Here is an 18277-nt window from a genome sequence, read left to right as displayed (position 1 = left end):
CGGACACCGGATCCGCTGACCCGGTGGTCAGGGCGACACTGGGCGCGGTCTCGTCATTGGTGATGGAGAACTGGGTGGCGGCGGTGTTGGTATTGCCGGCCCCGTCCTGGGCGACGCCTGCTGCGACGTCGACCGTCACGGCTCCGTCGGCCACCGGTGTGATGGTGGCGGTGTAGACGGTGGCGCTGGTGGCCGAGAAGGCCGAGGCGGCCCCATTGGCGACGGTGAAGTCGCCGACCACGAAGCCGGTGACGTCCTCGGAGAAGGTGGCGGTGATGGTGAAGGCACCGGACACCGGATCCGCTGACCCGGTGGTCAGGGCGACACTGGGCGCGGTCTCGTCATTGGTGATGGAGAACTGGGTGGCGGCGGTGTTGGTATTGCCGGCCCCGTCCTGGGCGACGCCTGCTGCGACATCGACCGTCACGGCTCCGTCGGCCACCGGTGTGATGGTGGCGGTGTAGAGCCCGCCGCCCGCATCAGCGAACGCCGAAGCCGCGCCGTTGCCGACATCGATGTCACCAAGGGTGAAACCGGTGACCGTTTCGCCAAAATCAATCGATGCACTGAACGCACCGGCAACGGGGTCAGTCGACACCGTGGTAATGGCGGGGGTTGGGCCCGTCAGATCAAGGTCGGCCGTATTGGTGACGGCGACGGCTGAATTGCCGGATGGGTCGGTCATGATGACACTGACCGTCAACGTGCCATCGGGCAGCGACGACGCATCGATACCGGAGACCTGGTATTCGGTGGGACTTCCCGGAGCCGGCGTCGGAATCGTGCCATTGCCCGTCAAGGCGGTACCGCCTCCCGAGGAACTGATCGAATAGCTGAATGTTGCCAGGACTTCCGGGTCATCGATGGTGAATGAGACCGCTGTGAACGTGGTGGGACCGTAGCCGCTCGTATCGAAGGCCACCGAATGCCCGCTTGGCGCGACATTGTCGGTTCCGGTCCCGGTTAATGCGAACAGATAGGGCGCTTCGTCGGAATCGTTGTTGGCGATTGAAGCGGTGGCGCTGCCGCTACCTGCGACCGACGGGTCGAATTCGATCGTGAAGGTCGAGGACGCGCCTGAGATGATCGTGCTCGCCGGTTGGGCGGTCACCGTGAAATCAGTGGAGCCGGAAATGCTGACGGCATTGGCCCCAAGGGTGAGATCAGCGCTCCCGACATTGTCGATCCGGAAGGTCGCCGAAACGGTTCCGCCATCGACGGATGTTGACCCGAAGTCACTGCCTTTGGCGCCGCTGGGTGAGGTGTCGTTGTGGGGAATGTCCACGGCACCGGACGAGTCCGAGAGGGTTATCTCCGGAGCGGTCGAGCCCGTTCCCTGAACGGCGAAATCATAGCTGGCTTCGTCGGCGTCATCATTGGTGATGGTGATGGTCGCCTGGCGCACTCCGGTTGCGCTCGGGTCGAACCGGACCTGGAACGTTGTGCTCCCGCCGGCTGCAACGCTGGCGGCGGGTGACGCGATCACGGAAAAGTCTGCGGAATGGGTCCCGCTGATGGCTACATTGGTAACGCCCAACGGCCCGGTTCCGAGGTTTTCGATGGTGAAGGTCCTGGACGTCAGACCGGCCGCGACATCAACTGACGGAAAGATGGTGTGGTCGCTGACGATGGGCAGGGAGTCGCCGTCAGGAATCGAGACGGAGTTGCCTTTGACGTTGATTTCCGCGATCGGCGTGACCCCGGTGAAGCTGAACAGGTTGGAGGTCTGGTTGAAATCGCCTTCGGCGTCCTGCGCGACATTCGCCAGAACCTGGATTGTCACGGCGCCAGTCGCAATTGGCGACACGGTTGCCTGCCAGTCCGTACCCGAACCGGTCAGTGCGCTGACGGTTGCATTGCTGAGGTCAAGGTCCGCAATGACCAGGCTATCGATCGCCTCGCTGAAACGGATGTCGAGATTTCTCTCCACACCGACGCCAAGGTCCGCGGTGCTGCCGGAAATGGTTGCGGTCGGAAGGGTCGCAGCCGGGGTCACGACATCAAAGGAGTCGCTCGCTGCGGCAATGGTCTCGGCGCCAGTGTCGGAACGCGTTGCCGACAGGGTGCCGGTGGTATTGGTATAGGTTCCGTCAGCCGCGCCCCCAGGCACTGAAACGGTGACCGTAAAGCGGCACAGGCCGCCGACGCCAACGCTGCCGCCTGACAGAGTCAGTGTGCTCGTTCCACTCAAGGTCGAACCCGACCCGCAGGCGTCCGCGATCGGGGTGTTTGTGGCAGTTGCTCCCGACAGCATGGCATCGAGATCATCAGTGAAAGCGAGGCCGGAGGCCGAGAAATCGGCGGTCGCGCCGATATAGAATTCAAGGTCAATCGTGTCGCCGGGGGCAGCGCTGGCGGCGTCAAAAGTCTTGGTGAATTCGATCTCGCCGGCGCCACCTTCCGCACCACCGACCACGAGGCTCGCGGCTGCATTGGTATCCGTGACCACGTCGCCATCGAGCAGATAGATAAAGGTACCTGTTGCGAAGCCGTAATTCGCGGCGGCCAGGCCGGCATTGGTCGCGACGCTCAGGTCAAAGGTGCAAGACCCGCCGGCGATCAGCTCAATTCCGGCAAAGGACGCGTAGGTGTCGGAACTCGCGAAAGTTGTTGCCGAACCCACTCCACACGGCGTGGCCAGAGGCGGCACGCCGACGAAATTCGAGGTTGAAGGGGCGTCGATGTCGAAAACGAAAGAGCCCGCGGTCAAAGCCAGGGCGGAATTGTTGGTGATCGTGAAGCGCGCTGTGGCCGTATCGCCGGCATCAACGCTGCCCGGCAACCATTGCATCGAGAAGTCGACATCGTCGGCGGGGTCGCCGGCGGCGTTATAGACTACGCTGTAGGTGTTGGAGGCCAGGTTATCGTTGCCAGCCTGGTCCTGAACCGTTGCGGCCGGGAGCAGAACCGTGATCGGTGTGCCACCGGTGGGCGTGACCTCTATGGTCACCGACTCTGTGTCGTCACCTGATTGCGCACCATCGCCGCCAATATCCGCGAAGGCGACCGTCGCATTGGTGACCGTCAGGTCGGACGGGGAAAAGCCGTCAATGGCCTCCGGAGGCGTCCCGCCGACGTTTTCAAACCAGGAGACCGAGACATTGAAAGCCGCACTGACCGGGCCGGCAGGGCCGGAAACCAAGGATGACGGGGCCACGGTGTCACTGTCGACCGGGACAGTGAAATCGCCAAGATCAGTAGAGAACGCCCCGGCGGGCGTCGCCGTTCCCACGAGGGGGTCAGTGGAAAAAACATAGTCGCCGCTGGCTGTCGCCGCAGGTACATTGACGTCAAACGTGATCCGGCAAAACGTGAACGTGGTCGGAACGTCAATATTCTCGAAGGTCAGGGTTCCGGATCCACCGTATTGTGGGCTGTCCCCACAACCGAGAAACTCGACAGACCCCGGGGTCAGGGTCGCTCCCGGCATGACGCCATCCAGGTCAAGTCCGGTCGAGACATCTGCAAGCGTGTTGGTGAAGTCGCTGTAGAAGCTGAGTGTGACGCCGAATGTCTCTCCGGGGTCCACATGCGAACCGTCATTCGCTTCGTGGGTCGCGCTGCCAGCAAAGGTCTGAGCCTGCGCAGGCGCGATCATCAGGGGAATGGCGAGCGCAGCGGCGGCCAAGCCGGCCATTTGACCCACACGCAGCGGTGCTGTGGTCCGGCCAGACTGGGTCTGGTTTGAGTTGAGATTGGCATGACCCAGCATCGCCGTCGCGATTGCGGACAGAAAATTGTGCATAAAATCCCCCATCGAGCCCGGACCCCCAAGCTACGAAAACCTGCTCTGCTACGCGTATGCCCGGAAGGCATTCGACCGCACTGGAGCGAATGTCGCCAAAGCTACAACCATTGCCTGAAATAAAAAAGCCATTCTGAACCGCAAAGTGGTGCGGTGGGGCAAAAAAACTGCGCCCTTCAGAGGTCGAGGAGCTGTGCAGGGCAGATCAGCCGTTGGCGTTGTTGATCAATGACTTTGACGCGGTTTTCAAAGCAGCCATCCTGGTGGGTCGCTCCGAGGTTTGCGAGCGTGCCTTTCGCCCTGTCCAGCCGGGCGCCGAACTGACGCTGGAGCTCCGGTTTGACAGCGAGATCGAGCGAGATGCCGACCGCCAGATCCTGTCATTGGGCGGCGCCACTTGATAGGCGCTGGCTGGATGCACACCGTTGGCGCGGTCGCTTCGACATTCCCGAGGGTGCCGGTTATCAAGCCTTGCGCGGGGCGCTTCCCTTGCGGGTCAGTGTCCAGTCCCGTCGCGGGGCCTGGGCCGCTGCCGATCCGGCGACCGCTGTGACTATCAATGATCCGGCGCATTGGGGTTCCGGCCTGTCCTGGGCCGGGTTGGAGGCGATGCGGGCCGGGGTCGATTCCGCTGCAGGAGGGCCGGATACCTGGCACAGGCTGGGAGAGGGACCTGCCCTCTCGCTTTTGATCATCCTTGATGGATCCGGGTCGATGAATGACGGGAACCGGCATTCCAACGCACGAGCGGGCATCACGCAAACTTTTGAAAACCTGCCCGACGATCAATTGATCGAGTTTGCGGCGGTGAGTATCGGAACTCCGGTCGCCCCTGGGCAGGGGCCAAACGGCCTGTCGGCCGCCTGCGGTGCACCAACCAAATCCAGATCAAAGCAAGCGGGTGGTCGCCAACAGGTTAAGCTTGCGTTAATATCTCACTGGGGGACGGCACAAATATTGCGTAAACCCCAATAGTTGCGTCAGTTGTGTGTTTCCGGGGGGATCGTTTTGTACAATTTTCTTAAGGCTTCCGACGGGGGCCGGAAGACCCGGTCTCGCCGTGTTTCATCCCTGCTTCTTGGTACCTCCCCTCACGCAATAAGCTTGGCGCTTGCAAGTGTGGGTGTCGCGGCAATTGTCACGCCTGCAGCCTTTGCGGTCGATGTCGGCGATACCGTCACCAACCCGATCACCCACGGGGTGGAAGTCGTACAGGCCATCCTTGGCGACAATGTCGTCATGACGGATTCCTTCAACGTCATCATTGTCGCAACAGCTGTTGGCGATACGATTGTTAATCCGACGGCCACCGCTGACACACCCGGTGCCGCAACGACCTACACAATTACCTCCATCAATGTGGACCCGTTCGCGGCGATCGTTTCCTACACGGCGGAGGACGCCGCCGGAAACAGTTTCACCTTCGCGTCGGTCACCTCCCGCAGCGGCGATATCACGACGGCCTCATCCGGGGTAACCGGCTCACCCGGATCTCCGGCATCGACCGTCAATCCGGCCATTCCGCTTGGCAATACCAATGTGTTTGCCGACCGACGCACCGGTTCCAACGGCTCGGACGGGGACAATGCCTGGGGCGCCCGGATTTGCATCATCAAATGCTTCACCATCGGTGAGAATGGCGAGCCTGGCGAAAATGGTGGCGCCGGTCCCGATGTAATCCACACGCTGACCGTGGCCGGTCACGGCAATATCGAGTCGACGACCTTTAACCTGCCCGGCATCAGCGCCGTCTCGATCGGTGGTAATGGCGGCGATGGCGGCAATGCGGCCGGGTTCGGCTTTGATGGGTATGAAGGCGGCGCCAGCGGCGCCGGAGGGACGGTTTCGCTGACCTCATTCGTCGATGTGGCGACATCCGGCGAAGGCGGACACGGCATCTTCGCGCTCAGCCGCGCCGGCTCGGGCGGCGATGGCGGCAGCGGATTCATTTGGTCTGACGGGGGTTCGTCCGGGCCAGCCGCCGAAGGTGGCACGGTCACGGTTGTCAATCATGGTGCAATCAGCACGACAGGGCTCAGTGCGAACGGGATCCTGGCGCAATCGATGGGCGGCGCGTCCGGCGACGCGGGCTCCAGTTTTGGTATTGTGGGCAGCGCTGATTCCGGCAGCACCGGCGGCAATGGGTCCACGGTCCGGGTTACCAATCATGGCTCTATTGTCACCTCCGGAACCTATTCCGACGGGATGGTGGCGCAAAGCATTGGCGGTTCCGGCGGCGATGCCGGCGCGTCCGGCGGACTGGTTGCCTTTGGTGGCGGTGGCGGAGGGGCCGGCAATGGCGGCCTCGTCTTCGTCACCAATGCAGCGACAGGAACGATCACCACGCGGGGTGACGACGCTGTCGGCATAACAGCCCAATCGATTGGCGGCGGCGGCGGCCGCAGCGGTGCGTCCGGCGGCCTGGTCGCACTTGGGGCGGGTTCGGGTGCCGGCGGCGATGCCAGTACGGTCACCGTCAACAATGACGGCGCCATCTCGACCGGCACGACGACGACCGGCGCTCGCAGTCACGGCATTATGGCCCAGTCCATCGGTGGCGGTGGCGGATCCGGCCGTGGCACGGGCGGACTTGTGGCACTGGGTGGATCTGGTGGAACGGGCGGCGCCGCGGGCGCGGTAATTGTTGACAATGACGGTGTGATCGAGACGACCGGCGCGGGTGCGCTTGGCATCCTGGTCCAGTCGATTGGCGGTGGCGGCGGCAATGGCAGCTCGACCGGCGGCCTGGCGGCCATCGGTGGCTCCGGGGATGCTGGCGGCAGCGCCTCGACAGTCACCGTGACCGGGACCGGGACGATCTCGACGACCGGTGATGACGCGCACGGAGTGCTGGCACAGGCGATCGGTGGCGGCGGCGGCAATGGCGGCACCAGCGGCGGCATCGTTGCGATCGGCGGTGACGGTGATGTCGGCGGCAATGGCGGCGTCGTGGATGTCACCATGGGCAGCGTCCTCACTGAAGGTGATCGTGCCTTTGGCGTTCTTGCCCAGTCGATTGGCGGCGGCGGTGGAAATGGGGGTGCCGGTGGCGGCATCGGTGCTGTCGGCGGTGACGGGTCCGGTGGCGGAACCGGCAATACGGTCGACGTCACGACAAGTGGATTGATCCAGACACAAGGCATTGGAGCGACCGGTATTGTCGCGCAGTCCATCGGTGGCGGCGGCGGCAATGGCGGCGGCGCTGGCGGTATGGTGTCGGTCGGCGGCCGCGGTGGAACCGGCAATTCGGCGTCCACAGTCACGGTCAACGCCAATGGTAACATTCTGACCACCAATCTGAATTCGAGCGGCATCATCGCCCAGTCGATCGGCGGCGGCGGCGGTAATGGCGGCAGCGCTGTTTCGGGCGGCCTGTTTGCCAGCGTCGCAGTCGGCGGGGACGGCGCGGTTGGCGGTGAAGGTGGCTTGGTCCGGGTCAACAGTGCGGACGGGACCTTCATCGAAACCCGCGGGCATGGCTCAACCGGTGTCGTCGGCCAGTCGGTCGGTGGGGGTGGTGGCAATGGCGGCTATTCGGTCGCGGGCTCCATCGGCGCTTTTGGGTCGGTCAGTGTGGCCGTCGGCGGCAATGCCGGGGCCGGTGGCCGGGGCGGCATCGTCGATATGGACCTGGACGGCTCGGTTTTGACCTTCGGTGACAATGCCCATGCGGTCCTGGCCCAATCGGTCGGCGGCGGGGGTGGCAATGGCGGCCAGAGTTTTGCCGGCGCTGTCAGTGCGGGTGTCGGCGGGTCTGCTTCGGTCTCGGTGGCCGTTGGCGGCGACGGCGGTGCGGGCGGCGACTCGGATTCCGTCACGGTGCGGACAGCCGATACCATCCAGACCAGCGGTAACAATTCCTTCGGTGTGCTCGCCCAGTCGGTCGGCGGCGGTGGCGGCAATGGCGGCTGGACCGGTACGGCGAACCTGGCGATCTCCGACGGCGCCGCTGTCAGCCTGGGCGTTTCGATGGGGGGCGCAGGCGGCTCCGGCGGATTTGGTTCCACTGTCTTGATAGATGCGACAGGCAATGTCATCACCTCGGGCAGCAACGCCCACGGGCTCGTAGCCCAGTCCATCGGTGGCGGTGGCGGTAATGGTGGCTTCTCTTTCTCGGGCTCGCTTTCGGCTGGCGGCATTGCCGGTGTCGGCGTTGACGTCGCGCTCGGGGGCAATGGTGGTGCCGGGTCCTATTCAGGGCAGGTCACGCTCAACAGCGATGGCGTGGTAGCGACCTCCGGTGACAACTCCCACGGTCTTTTTGCCCAATCGGTCGGCGGCGGCGGCGGCAATGGCGGCTGGTCGGCGACCGGCTCCATGAGCTTCGGCGGCACGGCCGGCGTTGGTGTCGGCGTCTCGTTGGGCGGCGATGGTGGCGGCGGCGGTGTCGTCAACGGCGACGTGGTGGTGACCTCAGACGGGACCGTGTTCACCTTCGGAAACATCTCTCACGGCATTCTCGCCCAGTCGATCGGTGGCGGTGGCGGCAATGGCGGATTCGCCTTTTCCGGATCGCTGGCGGTCGGCGGCACGGCTGGCGGTGCGGTCAATGTGGCGCTCGGCGGCGCAGCCGGTGACGGCGCCCATGCCGATGATGTCCGGGTCGCGTCCACGGGCGTGGTCGAGACGACGGGGGCCGGGTCTCATGGGATCGCGGCCCAGTCGATCGGCGGCGGTGGCGGCAATGGCGGATGGTCCGCGACCGGCAACATCGCGGCCGGTGGCACGGCCGGCGTCGGTGTTGGTGTCTCGATCGGCGGCGGCGGCGGCGCGGGCTCCTACGCCCGTACGGTTACGGTGACACAGACCGATCATATCATCACCCGGGGTACGGATGCGCATGGCGTGCTGGCCCAGTCGATCGGCGGCGGTGGCGGCAATGGCGGTTTCTCGGTCGCTGCAGGCGCGGCCGGAGGCATGAGCGTTGGCGGGGCGGTCAATGTCTCGCTGGGCGGGTCCGGCGGTGTCGGCGGCGCGGCATCCACGGTCGATGTGACAGTCGAGGATGTGGCAACCGGCGGCGACGGCGCGATCGGCGTGCTGGCCCAGTCCATCGGTGGCGGCGGCGGCAATGGCGGCTTCGCGATCGCGGCCAGCCTGGTCGGTGGCGGCTCTGTCGGTGGGGCCGTCAATGTGGGTGTCGGTGGTTCCGGCGGCAGCGGCGGTTCGGCCGGAGACGTGACTGTCACGGCGCAAGAAATTTCCACGCTTGGCGATGGTGCGCACGGTATCTCGGCGCAATCGCTGGGTGGCGGCGGCGGCAATGGCGGGTTCTCGGTTACCGGCGGATTGAGCTTTGGCACGCAGGCTGCTGCGGTCGGGGTCTCTCTTGGCGGTGGCGGTGGAACCGGCAATACGGCCGGCACGGTGACCGTCAATGCAAACGACCAGATCACGACGTCAGGTGACGATGCCAACGGCATACTCGCCCAGTCCATCGGCGGTGGCGGCGGCAATGGTGGAGCCGCAATTTCAGGCACCATCGCGGCAGGCAGTTCGAATGCGGCCGGTATCAATGTGGCCATCGGCGGCAATGGCGGGTCCGGCGGCACGGGCGGGGCGGTCAACGTCAACACGCTCGAAACAATCTACACCTACGGCGACCAGTCCAACGGTATTTTCGCCCAGTCCGTGGGCGGCGGCGGCGGCAATGGCGGGATGTCGATCACCGGCGGAATTAGCCTGGCATCGTCCAACAGTGCGGCGATCGGCGTTTCCCTAGGCGGCAGTGGCGGGGTCGGCAATACCGCCGGCACGGTCACGATCGACTCGCGTGGACAAGTCGGCACCGAAGGTGACCAGTCCAACGGGATTTTTGCCCAGTCGGTCGGTGGCGGCGGCGGCAATGGCGGCTTCTCCGGTGCGTTCGGCGCGACCGGAGGTGGAACCAGCGCGGCGATAAACGTTGCGCTTGGCGGTAGTGGGGGCAGTGGTGGCGTCGCGGGCGCAGTCGATGTGACCGTGTCCGGCAATGTCCAGACACTTGGCGACCAGTCTTCCGCTGTACATGCGCAGTCGGTCGGCGGCGGCGGTGGTAATGGAGGGGCCAGTTTCGCGGGCTCGGTGGCTCTGGGCGATCGCGCCGGTGGTCTGGCAATTTCGCTGGGTGGATCCGGTGATAGCGGTGGCAATGCGTCTACCGCCGATGTCTTGAACTCAGCCGTGCTGGCCACCTTCGGCGACAACAGTCACGGAATCCTGGCCCAGTCGGTCGGTGGCGGCGGCGGCAATGGCGGGTGGGCCGCGTCGCTCGCCGGTGGTTTTGGAAACAGCTCGGCAGGCCTGGGTGTCTCGCTGGGCGGTTCCGGCGGCACCGGAGGAACGGGTGACCGCGTTGATGTCACCAATAACGGCCAGATCACGACAGCCGGCGACAATTCGGTCGGTGTTCTCGCGCAATCGGTTGGCGGTGGCGGCGGCAATGGCGGTTTCGCCGTGTCCGGCGCACTCACCGGCGGTGACCGGTCCGTGTCCATCGGTGTTTCCCTTGGCGGCAATGGCGGTACCGGCGGTACAGCCGGCACGGTCGATGTCTCGAACACCGCGTCCATCGGGACGGCGGGCGACATGTCCAGTGCCATCATGGCCCAGTCGGTCGGCGGCGGCGGGGGCAATGGCGGCTGGACCGGCAGCATGACCGGAACGGTCAGCAATAATCGCGCAATGGGGATCAGTTTCGGTCTCGGCGGCAGCGGCGGAACCGGCGGTGCTGCTGGCGATGTAATCGTCGATACCAGCGGTAGCCTGCTGATAACAGAGGGCGACCGGGCCCATGGCGTATTTGCCCAGTCGGTCGGCGGCGGTGGCGGCAATGGTGGCCTGGCACTGACAGCGACCCTGGGGTCATCGGACTCGGTCAATGTCGCTGCCAGCATCGGCGGTACCGGTGGCGAGGGCGGTACGGCCGGCACGGTCAATGTGACCTCGACTTCGATTATCCAGACCAGCGGCTACAGGGCTCACGGCATTTATGCGGAGTCCATTGGCGGCGGTGGCGGTACAGGTGGGTCAAGCGGCTCACTGGCAGCCGGCGGGTCTGACTCGGTCAATCTGAGCTTCGCGGTCGGTGGTACCGGCGGCACCGGCAATACCGGCAATACGGTCACGGTCAACAATATCGGTACGATCACTGCGTACGGCGAGGCGTCACACGCGATTTTCGCCCAGTCGGTCGGTGGCGGTGGTGGTGATGGCGGTTTTGCCGGTCTCGACTCCAGCGCCTTCGGGACCCAGATCATCGGCGACCAGTGCCTGCCACAGTCGGAGACGCCCTGTGCGCCGACCGGTGGTGGCGGTGCAGGTGCCGGCGGCATCGGTTCGAAAACGTTCAACCTGGCAACCTCGGTAGGCGGCTTCGGCGGCACAGGCGGCCATGGCGGCGATGTCTTCGTGACCAATTCCGGCACGCTGGTAACCGTGAACAAGGACGCTCATGTCGTCTTCGCCCAGTCCGTTGGCGGCGGTGGCGGCAATGGCGGACCCAGCATGTCCGCAACCGGCGCAGCCGGTGCCAGCGAATCGTCCTCGATCGCCATTACTGTCGGCGGTTCCGGCGGCGCGGCGGGCAATGGCGGTGATGTATCCGTCGACAATGAGGGAACAATCATATCCTGGGTGCGGGGTTCCATCGGTGTCTTCGCCCAGTCCGTCGGTGGCGGTGGCGGCAATGGGGGCAGCGCGACAGGCTTTGCGATCACCCGTGATGCCGCAGGCGTCGACGACTCCAACAAAAATCTCGAACTTGTTGCCGTGGTTGGCGGCTTTGGCGGCGCGGCTGGGGATGGTGGCGACGTCACCGTCAGCAACAGTGGTGAGATCACGACCTTTGGTGCCGGTTCTGACGGTATCAAGGCCCAGTCGGTCGGCGGCGGCGGCGGCAATGGCGGCGGCACTTCGCTGGACGGCGAGGAACTGGACGCCCTGCTCTCGAGCAGCGACAGCGATTCGCTGAGTTTCACGCTCGGCGGTTTTGGCGGTGCATCCGGTGATGGTGGTGACGTGTTGGTCACCAATAATGGCTCAATCCGCACCTGGGGCGATGGGGCGCGGGGGATCTTCGCGCAATCGGTCGGTGGTGGCGGCGGCGAAGTCGGCAAGGGCGGAGCAACCGCGACCGGTACCATCGCGATTGGTGGCTTCGGTGGCGCGGCTGGCGATGGTGGCGATGTCACCGTCATCAATACCGGCTCGATCCAGACTTCCGGCACGCGTTTCTACAGTGCCGATGATGACCCGAATTACGGCGAGGACGGCGATCTGTCCTACGGAATTTTCGCCCAGTCGATTGGCGGCGGTGGCGGCAATGGCGGTGCCGGCAACATGGATGGTTCCCGGGATACCCGGAATGCCGTCATCGAAAACAATGGTGATCTGGGCAGCACGTTCCAACCGGATATCAGCATCGGCATGGGCGGCTTCGGCGGTGCATCCGGTGATGGCGGCAATGTGATCGTCACCAATACCGGCTCGATCACCACCACCGGCGACAACGCCCACGCCATTCTCGCCCAGTCCATCGGCGGTGGCGGCGGTAATGCGGGAGATGGCTATATCTCCAATGCCGGCGCGGTTTCCTTTGGGGGTATCGGTGGGAGTGCAGGCGATGGTGGCGATGTCACCGTCACTCATTCCGGCGATATCACCACGCACGGTATCGGGGCCTACGGCATCTTCGCGCAATCCATCGGTGGTGGTGGCGGCAATGCCGGCGACACCACGATCGGCGTTCAGGAAGTGGGCGTCGACCTCGCTCTCAACCCCTTCGGCGGCAATAGCGGCGATGGCGGTGATGTAACCATCAACTCCAGCGGCACCATCAATCTCCTTGGTGGCGGCGCCATGGGCATCTTCGCCCAATCCATCGGCGGTGGAGGCGGTACCTTCGGGTCTTCCAACGGGCTGGGTTTCTTTGGCGCGGTTGGCGGCGAAGGCGAGGCCGGACGGGTGACCGTCAATCACACGGGCGCGATCATTACGACCGGCCGCAATGCGATCGCCTTCTTTGCCCAAAGCCTCGGCACCTCTTTCGCACCGGCCAAGCCGATCGCGCAGACCTCGCCCGAGCGACAGGATGCACAACAGGGCGAGCCGGTTGCCGCCGCAGCGACCAATAACGCTGAGCACGACGCCGGCATGCCGTCCTTCTCTGACCGTTTCGGTCCGGCGGGGCTGGCAGGTCTCGTCGATCCGGACAGCCAGGCCGACGAGGTCGACGTGATGCGGGCGCTCGCGGCGGCCGCCATCACCGTCACCCTGGACCATGACATCCGGGGCGGTTCCGATCGCGGCGTCGGCGTCTATTTTGACGGCGGGGCGGACAACACGCTGTACACATCGGGCAGTGTCTCGGCCGTGTCCGGTAATGCCATCGTCACGACGAGCGGCAACGACCTGATCGAGAACACCGGCCTGGTTGTCGGCAATATCGATCTTGGCTCGGGTGTGAACCGGTTCGACAATCAGGCCGGTGCGACTTTCATCGCCTTTGACACGATCGACCTGAGGGATGGCGCCGCCAGCCCTCAGACGGTTTTGCAGCAAGGCAATCTCGCTCCGACCCGGGAATCCGCTCCTGCTGCGGCTCCGCAGGCCACATCCGCGACGCATGTCGCTGAAACGGCTGCCCCGGCTGCGGCGGGTCTGGAAAACGGGTCACAGCCTGAACCGGTTGCGATGAGTGTGGCTGACACTTCGTCCAAGCGGCCTGTTCAGGCCGGGCTGGGATCCGGGTCACAACCCGATCCGGTCGCCATGAGTGTGGCAGGCGATTCGTCCAAGCGACCGGTGCAGGCCGACCTGGCCAATGGTTCACAACCGGCGCCGGTGACGCTGTCGGCGACGGGCGCTGGCGGGACGGTCTCTGCCGAAGAAAAGGGGGCTCCGGTACAGGAAGTCCTGTCGACGGGCTTCCCGGACGCTGCCTTGCAGGATCAAGCCCTGTCGGCCAAGCCGTCCGTTCAGGTCATGGCTGATCTGGATCCGGCCGATGCTGCGACCCAGCTCGCCGGGGAACCGACGACAGCAGTGGCTGCTGCCGGTCCTGTCGATGCGGCCACATTCCGCAATGCCGGCCACTTCGTCATGGGCCTGTCGGCGTCGACCTATCCGATCGATCTTCTCAATGGCGATACGTTCGGGAATTTCGATGCTGTTGGCGACCCCGCGACCAATCTTCTTTACGGCGCACGGGTTATCAACACCGTTGAACTCGATGGCCATTTCGAACAGACGGAAACCGGTCACCTGGTGTTTGACGTGGCCTTCGGTCCTTATGCATCGGACCGTGTGAATGTCACCGGAGGGGCGACGGTCGACGGGACTGGCGATGTCACGCTGACCTGGCTTCAGGACCGGGAAGCCGTGACCTTGTTCGCCGCGGCCGACGGCGGCGTCGACAACGGATTGTCCATCCGCGACACGCTGGCAGTCGATTACTCGATTGCCGCTGATGCGGCGGGCATTCACCTGTTGATCGACACCGATTTCGGCCTGCCCAGCCTCAACCGCAATGGTCGTGCATTGGGTGGACACATGGACTCCGCGCTCGATGTCGGCGGTTCTGCCGGTATTGGCCGCCTGTTGGCCTTCCTGGGCAACATGCAGGCGGACCAGCTTGATCAGTACGAGGCCGTTTTTGCAGCCCTGAATCCGGAGCCCCATGTCGCCGTGATGCACGGACAGCTGAATTCGGCGGATAATTTCGCCGAGGACCTGTTCAATTGCGGATCGCCTGTCGGACGTCGTGATGACCAGTGTGCCTGGTCAAGGCTGGAAATGACCGCGAGTGCGCGCGATGCCGGCTTTGAGAACATGCATACCGAGAGCGAGTCGATTCGCTTTACTGGCGGGTTCGAGCAGCGGGTCGGTGATGACTGGTCTGTCGCGGCGGGCGTCAGCTATGAGCAGACTGACCCGATCCGCATCGACGGCCATCGGGCCCGGACTGAAAGTAGCGGCTTCGTTGTCGGTCTGGGCGCCGAGCGCAATCCGGCCACAGGTGCCTATTATGGTGCCTCCGTTTCGGGGGGGTGGTCATGGCATGAGACCGAACGTGCGGTGGAGGTCTTCACCAGCGGCGTCGGTACATCGTCGCCGGAAACCGGGCATGCCCGCATTGATGGCCATGTGGGTGAAAGCTTCCGTCATGGCAACATATTTGCCCGGCCGCAGGTGTCGGCATCCGTGACGGCCATTCATCATGACGGCCTGACCGAAGAAGGTCTCGACGGTCTCGGTGTCGAAGTTCTGTCCGATACAACTCTGGTCGGGGCGTTCACGCCACAGCTGACTGTGGGGCATGTGTTCCGCGAAACCGACGACATGGTGGGTGTGGTTTCGATCACGGGTGGCCTGCAGTTGAGCACGCGCGACCGGCTCGAATTGCCGGTGCGCTTCCTCGGCGCCAATCCGCTGGCTGACCCGGCCGCGATCGGCACGACACTCGACAATCTCGTCTATCAGCTCGGTGTTGATCTGGAGATTGCTGGCAATGAGCGCGTCGGGTTGAGCATCGGCTACCAAGCCGAGTTCGGACAGGAAACCGAACGTCAGCGTGCCGGTATCGATGTGCGGCTTCGTTTCTGATCGAGTGCGATCTTCCGGAAACGTGCATGGCCGGATGCCGAATGGTGTCCGGCCATGCTGACTCCGCCGGGCTCACGCATGGCGTGAGCCCGGGACCGGACGGTGCATAGGTATCGGTTCGGCCATTGATCGGGGCGAATCTGGCCCGGTGGTCGGTGGGAATGAAGGAACAGCGTCCTGATGAGCACAGCCAAGCGACTCCATAATGAGGTTGCTTGGAAGATCCGGGCGATGATCGACAGCGGACAGTTTCCGCCCGGCAGTCGCTTGCCCGCCGAACGTGACCTGGCCAAGTCGCTCGGGGTCAGCCGCGTCACCACTCGAGAGGCGCAGATCGCGCTGCCGGCGCAAAAACTGATCGAGGTGCGCACCGGTTCCGGCGCCAAGGTGCTGCCTCCCAAGGCCGACCGAACAACTGCCCGGCATCAATGCGTTCGAACTCACGCAGGCGCGCACGGCGTTTGAAGCCGAGGCCGCCGCGCTCGCTGCGATCAAATTCAATGAGGCGGAGTTGGACCGGCTGGATCAGCTTGTCGTCAAAATGGGTGAGAAAAGCGGGCAGGATGGCGCCCTGCATGAGGACCTCGACAGGCAATTCCATCTGAAAATTGCAAAGGCGTCGCGGAACGCGGCCGTCTTGGACACGATCGAGCGTCTTTGGAGGTTCCGTTCGGAAAGTCCGCAGATCAAGGATGCCTATGAGCCGATCTGCGGGGTCCCGCCAGCCGAGCGTCTGGCCAAACATCGCGCTATCGCGTCGGCGATCCGAAATCGTGACGCGAGCGCGGCCCGTCAGGCCATGCGCCGGCACTTCACCTGCATCATTGAAGCCATGCTCAGCACCGCCGAGCGCCAGGCCATCGAGGCGGCCCGCCGGCAACCCGATGAGGGCCCGGGCCCGCTTCCTGGAAAGCTCCGCCCTGGCGGGCTGAGCCCCCGTGCAATGGCTCCCGTTCTGGAACCGCCACTTGTGTTGGCCATCGCGACCGTGGAGCATGGGTATCAGATCACACGAAATCATCAGGGGAAATGCATGACCACGCGAACGATAGTCATTACCGGCGGTGCCGGAATTCTGGGTCAGGCCGTGGCGCGCATGGCGGTGGCCACCGGCTATCAGGTCGCGCTGATTGATCGGGCACCCATCGCCGATGACGACAGTCTTGTCGGACACAGGCGGCTGGGTCGGGTCGATCTGACCGACAGCCAGTCGGCCGGCAATGCCTTCGCAGACATCGCATCCGAATTTGACGGTATCGATGTTCTCATGAACATCGCTGGCGGTTTCATCTGGGAGACGCTGGATGGCGGTGCGGTCGAAAGCTGGCAACGCATGTTTGCCATCAATGTCCAAACCGCCGTCACGGCCAGTCAGGTGGCGATGCCTTGGTTGTGCAAAAGCCCGGCCGGGCGGATCGTCAATGTCGGCGCGGCCGGTGCGGTAAAGTCGGATGCCGGCATGGGGGCCTATGCCGCTTCCAAAGCGGGCGTCGCCCGTCTGACCGAAAGCCTGTCCCGTGAACTGCTGGGCAAGGTCACAGTCAATGCGGTCTTGCCTTCGGTGCTGGATACACCGACCAACAGGGCCGATATGCCCGATGCGGACCCAACCGACTGGGTTGCACCCGATGACCTGGCATCGGTGATGCTGTTCCTGGCGAGTGAACAGGCCCGGGCGGTCACCGGTGCCCTTGTGCCGGTTACCGGGCGCGTCTGAGTCGCCCGGCGGGGGCCCGGAAAGGGGATCGCATGACCCGTGATGCCCGTTTCGAGATTTTTTTGGCGGTACCGCCAGGCCTCGAGTCTGTCTTGCGCGCTGAACTCGTGGAGAAGGGGTTCAAAGCGCCCAGGGTCGACACGGGCGGGGTGACCATTGCCGGCGGCTGGCCTGAAGTCTGGCGCGCCAACCTGGAAGTGCGCGGTGCCAGCCGGATTCTCGCCCGGATCGGCTCCTTCCGGGTCGTGCACCTGTCGCAACTCGACAAGCGCGCACGCCAGTTTCCCTGGTCGGATGTCTTGAAACCCGGAGTGCCGGTGCGCGTTGAGGCGAGTTGCCGTCATTCGAAAATCTATCATGCCGGTGCCGCTGCCGAGCGCGTGGCGAATGCCATCGAAGCGGCGGTCGGGGTGCCGGCATGCGAGGAGGCCGTCGTATGCGTGCGAGTCCGGATCGATGACAATCTTTGCACGCTCAGCATCGACACCTCCGGTGAGCTTCTTCACCGCCGCGGATTCAAGGCTGAGGTCAACAAGGCGCCAATGCGGGAAAACCTGGCGGCGCTGTTTCTGCGGGCCGCGGGGTTTGATGGTGTCGAGCCGGTTCTTGATCCGATGTGCGGGTCAGGAACCTTTGTGATCGAGGCGGCCGAAATCGCCGGCCGGATCGCGCCGGGTCGGGAAAGATCGTTCGCGTTCGAGCACCTGGCCGGCTTTGACCCTGTTGCCTGGCAGTCGATGAAGTCCGACGCGGCCGCACGGGCATCGGCCCGGACAATTGCATCCCGGTACCGAGGGTCGGACCGTGATGAGGGCGCAGTCCGCATGAGTCGGACCAATGCCGCGCGGGCCGGGCTGGGTGGCATCACGGAGTTTGATGTCTGTCCGGTGGAGAAGCGCGAGCGTCCGGACGGAGATCCGGGTTTGGTGATCGTGAACCCGCCCTATGGCGCGCGCATCGGCAACCGCAAGGGCCTGTATGGCGTCTACGGTGCCTTTGGGGACGCGATGCGGGCCCGTTTCCGTGGATGGCGGATTGGCTTGATCACAACCGACCCCGCCCTCGCCCGGGCGACCCGCCTCCCGTTTGCCCCGCCAGGCCGCCCCGTCGATCACGGTGGTTTGAAAGTCCGACTCCATCTGACCAAGCCGCTGCGCTGAAACCGTACGGTTCGTCGCCGGACGCAGCCGGTTGGATCGGGAGATCGGTGGTCGGCGTTGTCGCCTGGCACG

Annotated in this window: 6 protein-coding genes and 1 pseudogene; 6 read left to right on the top strand and 1 reads right to left on the bottom strand. The window is 64.4% G+C overall.

Going from position 1 to position 18277, the window contains the following annotated elements; genetic code table 11:
• On the bottom strand, window positions 1-3745 hold a 3745-nt coding region (locus VOI18_RS08650; RefSeq protein ID WP_323762000.1), incomplete at its 3' end, for a beta strand repeat-containing protein.
• Window positions 3746-3957: 212 nt separating this feature from the next.
• Here VOI18_RS08650 and VOI18_RS08645 point away from each other — a divergent pair.
• The 6 genes and pseudogenes from VOI18_RS08645 (at window position 3958) to VOI18_RS08625 (ending at window position 18205) form a co-directional block, all read left to right on the top strand.
• Entirely contained in the window at window positions 3958-4146 is a 189-nt protein-coding gene (locus tag VOI18_RS08645; RefSeq protein ID WP_323761999.1) for a hypothetical protein, read from the top strand.
• 718 nt (window positions 4147-4864) lie between these two features.
• The gene (locus VOI18_RS08640; RefSeq protein ID WP_323761998.1) at window positions 4865-15328 is read left to right on the top strand and encodes a hypothetical protein; all 10464 of its coding nucleotides are present in this window, start codon (window positions 4865-4867) and stop codon (window positions 15326-15328) included.
• Between the two features lie 180 nt (window positions 15329-15508).
• Entirely contained in the window at window positions 15509-15793 is a 285-nt protein-coding gene (locus VOI18_RS08635) for a FadR/GntR family transcriptional regulator (protein ID WP_323761997.1), read from the top strand.
• Window positions 15744-16082: pseudogene (locus VOI18_RS15060) on the top strand (FCD domain-containing protein); the annotation flags it as partial. The gene VOI18_RS08635 and the pseudogene VOI18_RS15060, both read left to right, overlap by 50 nt.
• A 279-nt stretch (window positions 16083-16361) precedes the next feature.
• Window positions 16362-17045: an SDR family NAD(P)-dependent oxidoreductase gene (locus VOI18_RS08630; RefSeq protein WP_323761996.1), complete on the top strand. Its 684-nt coding sequence runs from the start codon at window positions 16362-16364 to the stop codon at window positions 17043-17045.
• Window positions 17046-17077: 32 nt separating this feature from the next.
• Window positions 17078-18205, top strand: a complete 1128-nt coding sequence (locus VOI18_RS08625) for a class I SAM-dependent RNA methyltransferase (RefSeq protein ID WP_323761995.1) — start codon at window positions 17078-17080, stop codon at window positions 18203-18205.
• Window positions 18206-18277 lie beyond the last annotated feature (72 nt).

This window comes from Maricaulis sp., from assembly GCF_034670125.1.
In the GTDB taxonomy this organism is placed as follows: domain Bacteria; phylum Pseudomonadota; class Alphaproteobacteria; order Caulobacterales; family Maricaulaceae; genus Maricaulis.
The sequence above is the reverse complement of the archived record's forward strand: the minus strand, read 5'-3'. Positions and strand labels throughout refer to the sequence as shown.